Genomic DNA, 9064 nt, shown 5'->3' with positions numbered 1-9064 from the left:
GACCGCCTTTTTTAGGATATCCCGTTCAAGCTCAGCGTCTTTCAATTCCTTTTGCAGTCGTCTGATCAGTTGCTGCTCCTGACTCAGCCCGCTAGTAGTAGTGGCGAGTTGGCCAAGACCTTTGTGAGTCTGCCGCCATTTGGTAATTCGACTAGAGTCGATGCCGAGCTCGCGGGCAGCCTCCTGCACGGAGCCTTTTGCATGGGATAACTCGACGGCCATTTTCTTAAATGTCTCGTCAAATACACGTCTTTTTTTCATGGGTACTTTCGGGTTTGCCTCCAAATGTGCCTAAAAACCGTCTCCAGTCAAATGTAGCAAGTCCAGTCAGAAGTGATTAAGGTCTTTTAACATTTCGACAGAAAGCTGTTGTATAAGTGGCATTATGTTCAGCTATGGATTAAATACAACTATACCTGCATACTGGTTAGGGTTGTCGAGCATAATACTTTTCGCTTTTAAAAACGCCAGATAAGTTGAGTCTGTACGCCGAAGGCATACGCTTCGTAATTAATAAACTGCTCAAAAGTGGTGTCCGCGGGATTATAGAGCAAATAACTGTAAGTTGGCTCAAGAAGCCAGGATAGTTTATCATTAAGCCGGTAATCAACACCTGCCCCTAAGACCAGACTCGTTTTGACTTGATTACTGACCACTTTGTAGAAGCTGAATACAGGGCCAGCTGAAAAATAGGGGGATAGTCGATGCGTTGAGGATCGGAAATGAAGTAAAGCGGGTAGTTGAACAAAATTCGTGATCAGATTAACCTTAATCATCCCAGGAAAGAGTACAGGAGATTTGTTTTTATTATAAAGTACCCCCAATGAAAAATTCCAGGTATCAGTAAAATGATAACGTGCCGTCAAGCCTACCGCTGAGGCTACCGTGTAGGGCTTAGTGGCTGGATCGGCATGCAGCGTTGCGGTCTGATAGGCATAGTTGCCATAGTTGAACCAGTAAGTAGGGGCTAACGAAACTCGGCTCTGGGAGAAGGCGCTTAAGAACGGGACAACGATTAATCCAAACTGGATAAGTAACGTTTTCATAGATTAACTGAATTGATCACGTTGATTCTTGTATTTATTTGGATCGAGGGCTAGCCGCACCGACCTGAGCCTTAACCGATTATAAAAAATTCAGTCGTCTTATCCGTTACAACCGATAGCAAACAGAAGCTGATAGCTTAAAGGATGAATTATCGGTTGCCGTAAAAGGGGTATCCCTTTTAGAAAAATAATGGAAAGCGGGTTGTACTTGCAAGACAAAACGCGAATCAAGAGCATATCGGCCAGTTAACTGCAAACAACCACCCATTGAAAATGCGTTGGCTGGTTTTTCAGGATCTAACATGATAAAGTGGCCACTACCATATATATCAAAGGATTTCCGGCTAAATGAACCCTGAATCCATTCGGGTATGATTCCGCCCCCAGCAAAAATTTGAACTTGCTTAATTGTTTTTATCAAATAAGATACGGTTAGGGGGACTGAAAAATACTGTGCTGCTACTTCAACCGCGCCCGTCGAGGTAATACGGGTAGTCCCCGAACCGAACTGGTACTGGGTAATCACTTGATAAACTCGTTTGGTGACCACCAAACAAGCATCAACCAGCCATCGATCCAGTTTGTAAGTTCCTTGCAGGCCATACAAAAAACCGGCCTTGTATTTTATCGAGCCAGGAAACACGATCGTAGGGCCAGTCAATGGAACGGGAGCTGACAAGAACTGATCTACTCCAATCACCGGTCCAATTGTAAACGAACTATCCTGTGCACACGCCGATTCAAAGGCGCAACAAATGCACAATAAAAAATTAAAGTATCGCATCTATTCTTTTCTTAAGGGATGAATCCTTGCGCTACAGGGCTAATAGATAAGCTATTTATAGATGTTATATAATTTGCTATATGTTAACCTACCACCACTTAGGCAAATTTTTAAACTGCTCCTTTAGATTCGCTAATGAGTCTTGATCGAGCTTGGCTGCCAATTCGGTGTTCACCCAACGGTCATCCGAGTAGTATTTTTTATGGTTGATGGTTAGCTCAAGTCCTTCTGATGGAGAAGCAACTTGAATTGTTAGCATCCTGTCCATGTCCATCAATAGGGCGGTTTGATCATTCAAGAGAGAGCTAGTGAATTGATCAAATGAGGAGCTAACGAACCAAATACTGTTGAAATTTAACTCAAGTGTACTGTCAAAACCCTTTGACTCAATATGTATTTGAGTTTGCACTGATGGTAGTGAAGCATCCCAACCGATCAGTACGATACTTAAGATGAAGGGTCTTTTTAGACTAATTTCAGCCATCAAACTTGTTGTATAATCTATCTTAGGTTTACCTAGACGAAAAGTTACACATAACTGGAGTTCTGTTATACAGCTAATTTAGGTGCTTTTACTGAATTTGTCTTTTATGAAAGAAGAAATTTGGGTCCAGGTGATGGCGAAGGCTGACTGGGGATTTGGTGGTCGGCCATCGCCTTCCCCTTTTTATGTTTACCCGCTGTTGCCGGATACATGGCCTTACTGTACAGTTTCTTAAACGCCCATTTATTGAAGCAGACTCAAATGATAAGCCCCTCGTCTCGAATATGAGCGTTTTAAGAGAATTCACCTTCTAACCACTTTCTTTGTAATCCGCTTATTGGAAAATTGAAACTCAAATAAGTACATACCACCCGACCAGGCGGCTACGTTGATGTCGAAGGTACTGGTGATCAAGTTTGGAAAATCGGCGACAAGCCGACCGCTCACATCGTAAATTTTAAGTGCACCCGTCAGACAGGTAGGGTTGCCCAAATCAACATGTAACACGTCATTCAGGACTGGGTTAGGCCAGATAATAAGCTGATCTCCGCAGGGTGTATCGGGTAGGTTTATCGAAGTAGTGTCACTATTGAAAATGCTCTGGATGAAATTGGGTAACCCAATACCCGGTTTGCTCCCGTTAAAGTCATAGTAAACATAATGCGGGTTGCAGGCTAATCCTGCCTGGTTGGGATAGTCGATAACCGCTAGTCGCCCAAAATCAGCGGTTGCGCCGTATAACCGACCGTCAATGCCTACCTGTAAGCCCCCATTGATATAATAGGCAGGAAATCCTCCTTTCGTAGAATCTATAATTGGTAATTTACTGGTACGGTACGGCTGCTGACTGAGATCGAACTGATAGGACATCGCCGTTTGACTTGACTTTACCCCAAACTAATACAGCTCGGACAGGTATAATTTCGAGTTATCCGGTGAGAAGGAAACGCCATATTGCGCCGTGAAATCGCCCAGGCTTCTATAGTTGCTGATAACACCCGTTTGAGTATTAAAATCGTATAACTCAAAGGGCCGCGAAACGCCATAAACAGCTGCGGCTAAACGCTTACCATCTGGTGAAGCCTTCAAATACCCTTTGTCTTCGGAATCTGATGTGGGACCCGTATGGTGAACCGTACCAATAGCGATTCGGTTGGCTACGGACAAACCCTCGGGCGTTAAGAGATACACTAAAAATTGGTCCGAATTATACGCGTGCGATAGAATCCAATAATCCCGTTTATTGGCGTGGGGAACGGCGGTTAACTTTTCGGTGGTGTACCGTTCGATAAGCGTATTCTTCGTGCTTAGCTGCACATCCCCTAAGCCTTGATCCAACCGCATATCAACGATCGAGTAGTACAAGCCCCCGAATAGACCATCATCTCCCGGCTCGTTGTATTGACGAATGGTAAACAAGTAGTACAAATTCGGATTCGTCGGAAAAGGCACAATTAAAGCCGATTGAGTCGAGTAGCCGCTACCCCGTAAGTCGTTACCGTTGGGCATGGGTTGATCGTTGCGGTTCCAGACGAATCGGTCGTTCGTAGAGAAAAGTAGTTGGCCAGTCGCGGCGTCCGATTGAATAGCCACGCCTTCAAACTGATCCATTGGATGTTGACCAGAGGGAACACTTCCTGTCATAAAGAAAGTAAGGCCTGCGCCCTGACCAAAGGCCCAGTGGTCCGTCTGATGTTGACCCACCACACGCCCAATTGGTATGCAGTAACAAAGAAGCAAAAGGGGGATGACTTTAAAGCTGCTCATGGGGTTGGATACCATAAAAAAGCATCTTGGCACTTGAAAGATACGTTCACCGTCAACGGTATAAAGTTTTTGGGGTTGGCATGGGTAACGGGCAGTTGTTTCGGGTTTAGATACGCTTGCAACGGCACGGTCCTGTTCCGGCGTACCGGCCGCTGCTTGCCCGGCGCAACCTCTCGATCAAATAGGCAGGGATTCTACTTTGGGGATAAAGTCGAAAGAATATCAAATAGCTCTTGTTTGGTTGTCTCACTAAAGATGGCACGACCTGCAAATTCGAAAGAACCCGACGAATTGGACAAGAGGTAGAGTTGACCCCTGTAGGGCAGAAGCGTTAAGGTAGGGTCATTCGTATAATATAAGATACCGATTAGGTTGCCCCCTTTTGTAAAGCCTATCGTGTGATCTAATAAACTAGATTCTCCTTTTGAATTTAGATAAGGAACTGATTTCGGGAGAGGAGACGCTAATGCTTGCCCATACTGAATCAACCGACAGGGATAGGCATTGGGGTTACAAAACGTAGCGTACAAATTAGCCTGTTGGTCTTTTCGATTAATTGAGGTAGGAATATCACTTACATTAGTTGGTGTTCCCGAGGTGTTCCCTTTGCCCTGGTACAAAGTGTATCCTTTGCCTTGGTAGCTATCCGCGGGAAACTGAATGGAATAATCAATATTTAAGTCAATCGTTACCCACGTGTTCTGAGGACTAGTCGTTCTTAGTGGAGTCACTGGCTGATCTGATTGACAAGAGAAGACTGCCAAACCAAGACCGCTAAAGAGAATCAAAACCCGTTTCATATTGGATTGCTGTTTACTGCCAGACACGTAAATTGGGGCAAAGAGTGGAATAGGTATTCATGCAAAAGGAGTGAGCGGGTCGATCGATAAATAGTAGTCAATCTCTTTGCCCCGTCATAAATCCAGTTATAGGTTGTTTGATTAACACGGCATTTGCCAAACTACGCTGAACTTAGAAAAAGTCTTCCTTCCTATTGATTTAGGGGGCGTTTGCGTATACCAGGTTTTTCCGCTCAAAACCGGCAATCGTGGTGGCTATTTCTTTATCTGTAACGTCCATTATTCGCTGTCCATCACACCGAAAAAGATACATGGCAATACCCCCACTACCCATCATCATTTGAACGATGAAAACCGGCTGATCTCTGAAGTTCTCCAGGTAAATTTTACCGATGTAATTTCCTTTGTAAGCTAACGTTGCTTTATCTTCATCGGCTTTAGCAATAAGATCCTTCAGCCAAGGAAGCTCCTTAGCCGGATCGTTGACCCCACAAACGGTCACCCTCGATTCGGGTTCTGGGGCTGTTTGCGTTTCACATTGGAGAGATAAGCAGATCAATGCGATTAGACCGATAAGTTTATTCATGGGGTAAGCTATTAACATTAATTTAGGATAGATTCATTTAAGGCGGCAAGCGTTTATAGGCGTTACGGTCATAATAGGCGGTATCCCACCTTAATACCGTTTCACCTGCTTCACGGAAATATATATAGTAGGTAGACCACCTAAGCCACAAACCAGACCCGATGGTCCAGCCAATTCTTTGTAGGTAAGTTCTAAGGTGTCTCCCAACCCTTGCCTATCAGTAGGTATATCAAACGCACTGACGCAATTCGGATATATCTTGGCTGGATTAGCGGTACTCACCGGAGCGTTTGGATTGGTACCCCATTGCCAATTCTGGCCTTTGCTAGCTGGTGCATCTATCCAGTGAAGAATCGTCCCGGCGCAGGATCGGTACAAAACCTGCGCTTTTACCGACTGGCCGTTCAGCGCTAACTCCTCCTTTTTACAAGAGAAACTTAGTAGTAAAAACAGGAGTGCTAAGCAGAACCGTGGCATAGGGATTAGGCTTTAGTTTCAATAGACCCTTTCTAACGAAAGACAGTTGGAATGACTACGGTTGCTGGTCTATGTGTGGCACAATTTTTACATAAAGTCTTGATTCGACCATTGCCCGCGTCGCAACAACGGACCGGCGTGAAGCTGGCTAGACGATCCCCGACCGAATGAGCCAGCACCGCAAGGTTTGACTGTCGGGTAGTAAACCATACCAACAAAGTAGAGCAATCCGGCAGTATCCCCAACTTTTGTCGACTAAACGCCCACCCGTATCGATGAAGCCCCGGTTGCCAATGACAAAGCTTAGGGGAGAGCCGCAATGTAGTTTTTCAGGGTCTCCCGGTAAAGCGGGCCGATAGTCAGTTGCTTGCCATTGGTCAGCACGATGGTATTACCATCGATCAGCCGAATGGCCGACCGGCGCACGATAAAAGAGCGGTGAATGCGCAGAAACAAGGGAGGTTGAAAAAGGCTTTCGGCCTGCCCAATGCCCATGTGGGTCAGAATCATCTGGTCGGAAAGAAAAACTTTTACGTAATCCCGTAATCCCTCGATATAGAGAATATCCTGATAGGGAATCTGGAGCAGCCGCTTGTCTTCGCGTAGCCAGATGGCGTTTGCATCCGATTCGTAGGGTGGCTGGCCGCTTTTCGGCTCGTCAGTCGGCCTAGAGTCGACGGCTCGCCAGCCGGGTTGGGTCGGCGGTTGAACCGGGCGTTTTTGACGAAACTTGACAATGGATGAGACAAATCGATCAAAGGCGATGGGTTTAAGCAAGTAGTCCAGCACCGAGAACTCGTAACTGGCCACAGCATAGTCGGCGTAGGCGGTCGTCAGGATGACTTCGGGCCGGTGCTCCAGGGGTAAGCGCATCAGTTCAAGTCCCGTCATTTCGGGCATCTGAATGTCGAGCAACAGCAGATCGGGTTTCAGCTCCTGGATGGCTTGTAGGCCCTGCATAGCATTGGCACAACTCGCCACGCACCGCAGATCGGGCAGGCGGTTGACGAACACTTCCATTAACTCACGAGCGGGGGGTTCATCGTCCAGCACGATCACCCGGTAAGACGGATTCATCAAGCGGTAAGGTTAAAGAGATCGAAAACTGAGTTGGTTGAGGTGTAATATGCAACTGGTAACGGTGGGCAAACAAATAATCCAGGCGTTTACGTACGTTTTGAAGGCCCAACCCGGGTGGTTTCAGGGGCTGGTGAGCGGGTATACTATTAATGACGCGTAGGGTCAGGGTCGGCCCCACTAATGCCAGCTCGATACGGACCCAGGAGGACTGGGCGGTAGCCTGAATGCCGTGTTTAAAGGCATTTTCGACGAAAATAATAAAGAGCAGGGGGGGGATACGCTGCGTAGTGACTACCCCCTGCTGCGTATAGGCAATCCGCACGTGCTCATCATGGCGAATGCGTTGCAGGTCCAGATAGCTGGTCAGAAAACTAATTTCCTTCTGCAACGGCACGAGTTCTTCACTCGTATCATACAGCGTGTAGCGCATCAAATCCGCCAATTTCAGCACTGAATCACCCACTTTTTCGGGCGACCGGACCGAAAATGAATAAATGTTATTGAGGGTATTGAACAGGAAATGGGGATTGATCTGGGCTTTTAAGAATTCGAATTCAAGCCGGATATTCTCTTTCTTGAGTTCGGCCTGCTGCTGCTGAAGCTGGGCCTGCTGGAGCTGACTCATAAACAGGTCTTTGAAGACTTTCAGGCCCACCGCATAGAGTAGATAGTTATAATAGAGCGAAAAGGAAAACAGGGCGACAATGATGGGGTCAATGGGGGCTTTCCAAGCGGGTAATTGCTGAATATAACTGGCATATTTACTATAAATGATGGGTAAGTGCGCCAGGCCCAGAACCTGGATGAATCCGTAAAAATGCAGGAGCATCAGTTCCGCTGAGATAATATGGACCCCGATCAGACTGAGCCCAAACCAACCCGGTTGAAACCGGTTCAGGATGAATCGGCGCGTTAGTTTGGTGATGATAAAATAGGCCCCCAGGGTCAGTCCGCCAAACACCCCGGTTGAGGCAATACTGTACTGTACTACGTCTCCTGGCGCATGGCTAGGAATGGAGGTGGCGATGTAGGCAAACCCCCGATAAATAAGTCCCAGGGCTGTCATCCAAAGCAGTCCGTATCGGATCAACCGTAGGCTGAGCGCAGGACTGGTCAAGAGTCGAAACAGAAAAGACGCAGAAGAATCCGGGGGTTTACTCATGTAGGTTGAACAACACGGCTGCGGAATAGTAACGTCTTATTACCTCTAATTCTTGGTTCCAACTACCTTTTCTTAACCGGCTACAATTGGGTTCATGGTAACCCTATGTACGACCGGGGGACGTAGGCAGGCATGGGAAACGAAGTGAGTAAAGAGAAATTACCGGCTGTATAAGATAAGATGGATTGTGCCTAAAAGTAGTTGCTGAGCTGATTTTAACTACTTTTTTCGACCGGCGAACTGTAGCCATAGACAAAGACTCCGTCGCGATAGACTAATCGAACAGGACCTCTACCCGTGCGCCGCTCAAAGACAAACAAACGGCAGGGAAAGAAAGTAAAGCAAATCGGCTTGGTGCCTCCACCACCCTGTTTCGTCTACTCTAGGAAGGGGTTAGGTCGAAAAAAGTTGATCCTGGGTTAGCTTGGAGCCTATTTTTACTGGCCAACTAACCACCCGTTGATCAACCTTTCTTCTTTACTTATTATCCAGGAGAACCGCCTGAAAACTAAAGCCCCAGCGAGCACGAATCTAGGTTGATTATATTGTCCTTACCCCGTTATATGAGCCAGTTTTGACTGGAGCTTAAGCCGCCTGCCGGTATTCAACGGGCGTCATAAACTTCAATGCTTGATGAGGGCGCTCCGTATTGTACTCCACCAGCCAAGCATCCACCGTTCGGCGTACCTGCGCCAGACTATTGAACGTGTTGGCGTTCAGTACCTCTCGTCGAAATGTGCCATTGAATCGTTCAATATAAGCATTTTGCGTGGGCTTGCCCGGTTCAATCCAATGTAATACCACCTGCTTTTCAGCACACCAATCCTGCAAGGCTTGGCTAATAAATTCAGGTCCGTTGTCGCTTCGTAACCGCTCTG

At 46.7% G+C, this 9064-nt stretch carries 12 protein-coding genes; all 12 read right to left on the bottom strand.

The window, feature by feature from the left end; all coding sequences use genetic code 11:
* A partial coding sequence (locus BM202_RS36155; RefSeq protein WP_143100894.1) for a transposase occupies positions 1-261 on the bottom strand: 261 nt, incomplete at its 3' end.
* A gap of 197 nt (positions 262-458) precedes the next feature.
* Positions 459-1046: an outer membrane beta-barrel protein gene (locus BM202_RS36150; RefSeq protein WP_093835423.1), complete on the bottom strand. Its 588-nt coding sequence runs from the start codon at positions 1044-1046 to the stop codon at positions 459-461.
* 106 nt (positions 1047-1152) lie between these two features.
* Complete coding sequence (locus tag BM202_RS36145; RefSeq protein ID WP_177236826.1) at positions 1153-1689, bottom strand: hypothetical protein; 537 nt, start codon at positions 1687-1689, stop codon at positions 1153-1155.
* Positions 1690-1918: 229 nt separating this feature from the next.
* Positions 1919-2314: a hypothetical protein gene (locus BM202_RS36140; RefSeq protein WP_093835419.1), complete on the bottom strand. Its 396-nt coding sequence runs from the start codon at positions 2312-2314 to the stop codon at positions 1919-1921.
* Between the two features lie 303 nt (positions 2315-2617).
* The gene (locus tag BM202_RS36135) at positions 2618-3184 is read right to left on the bottom strand and encodes a T9SS type A sorting domain-containing protein (RefSeq protein WP_093835417.1); all 567 of its coding nucleotides are present in this window, start codon (positions 3182-3184) and stop codon (positions 2618-2620) included.
* Positions 3185-3211: 27 nt separating this feature from the next.
* On the bottom strand, positions 3212-4081 hold the full coding sequence (locus tag BM202_RS36130) for a hypothetical protein (RefSeq protein ID WP_143100893.1): 870 nt from the start codon (positions 4079-4081) through the stop codon (positions 3212-3214).
* 194 nt (positions 4082-4275) lie between these two features.
* The gene (locus tag BM202_RS37750; RefSeq protein ID WP_177236825.1) at positions 4276-4812 is read right to left on the bottom strand and encodes a hypothetical protein; all 537 of its coding nucleotides are present in this window, start codon (positions 4810-4812) and stop codon (positions 4276-4278) included.
* A gap of 268 nt (positions 4813-5080) precedes the next feature.
* A complete protein-coding gene (locus BM202_RS36120) occupies positions 5081-5467 on the bottom strand; it encodes a hypothetical protein (protein ID WP_143100892.1) in 387 nt (128 codons plus the stop codon).
* 90 nt (positions 5468-5557) lie between these two features.
* Positions 5558-5944: a hypothetical protein gene (locus BM202_RS36115; RefSeq protein ID WP_093835409.1), complete on the bottom strand. Its 387-nt coding sequence runs from the start codon at positions 5942-5944 to the stop codon at positions 5558-5560.
* Between the two features lie 303 nt (positions 5945-6247).
* On the bottom strand, positions 6248-7021 hold the full coding sequence (locus BM202_RS36110; RefSeq protein WP_093835407.1) for a LytR/AlgR family response regulator transcription factor: 774 nt from the start codon (positions 7019-7021) through the stop codon (positions 6248-6250).
* Positions 6984-8186 carry a sensor histidine kinase gene (locus BM202_RS36105; RefSeq protein ID WP_093835405.1) on the bottom strand — a complete coding sequence of 401 codons (1203 nt, stop codon included), beginning with the start codon at positions 8184-8186 and terminating at the stop codon, positions 6984-6986. Before BM202_RS36105 ends, BM202_RS36110 begins: the two co-directional genes overlap by 38 nt.
* Before the next feature lie 585 nt (positions 8187-8771).
* On the bottom strand, positions 8772-9064 hold a 293-nt coding region (locus BM202_RS36100; protein WP_143100771.1), incomplete at its 5' end, for an integrase core domain-containing protein.

Source organism: Spirosoma endophyticum (assembly GCF_900112365.1).
Classification (GTDB): Bacteria; Bacteroidota; Bacteroidia; order Cytophagales; family Spirosomataceae; genus Spirosoma; species Spirosoma endophyticum.
Note: the sequence above shows the minus strand (reverse complement) of the source record. Positions and strands in the feature narration are given on the sequence as shown.

Coding starts and splice junctions, on each gene's coding strand:
- BM202_RS36150 (WP_093835423.1), bottom strand. CDS start 1,046: ATGAAAACGTTACTTATCCAGTTTGGATTAATCGTTGTCCCGTTCTTA.
- BM202_RS36110 (WP_093835407.1), bottom strand. CDS start 7,021: ATGAATCCGTCTTACCGGGTGATCGTGCTGGACGATGAACCCCCCGCT.
- BM202_RS36140 (WP_093835419.1), bottom strand. CDS start 2,314: ATGGCTGAAATTAGTCTAAAAAGACCCTTCATCTTAAGTATCGTACTG.
- BM202_RS36120 (WP_143100892.1), bottom strand. CDS start 5,467: ATGAATAAACTTATCGGTCTAATCGCATTGATCTGCTTATCTCTCCAA.
- BM202_RS36135 (WP_093835417.1), bottom strand. CDS start 3,184: ATGTCCTATCAGTTCGATCTCAGTCAGCAGCCGTACCGTACCAGTAAA.
- BM202_RS36105 (WP_093835405.1), bottom strand. CDS start 8,186: ATGAGTAAACCCCCGGATTCTTCTGCGTCTTTTCTGTTTCGACTCTTG.
- BM202_RS36115 (WP_093835409.1), bottom strand. CDS start 5,944: ATGCCACGGTTCTGCTTAGCACTCCTGTTTTTACTACTAAGTTTCTCT.
- BM202_RS36130 (WP_143100893.1), bottom strand. CDS start 4,081: ATGAGCAGCTTTAAAGTCATCCCCCTTTTGCTTCTTTGTTACTGCATA.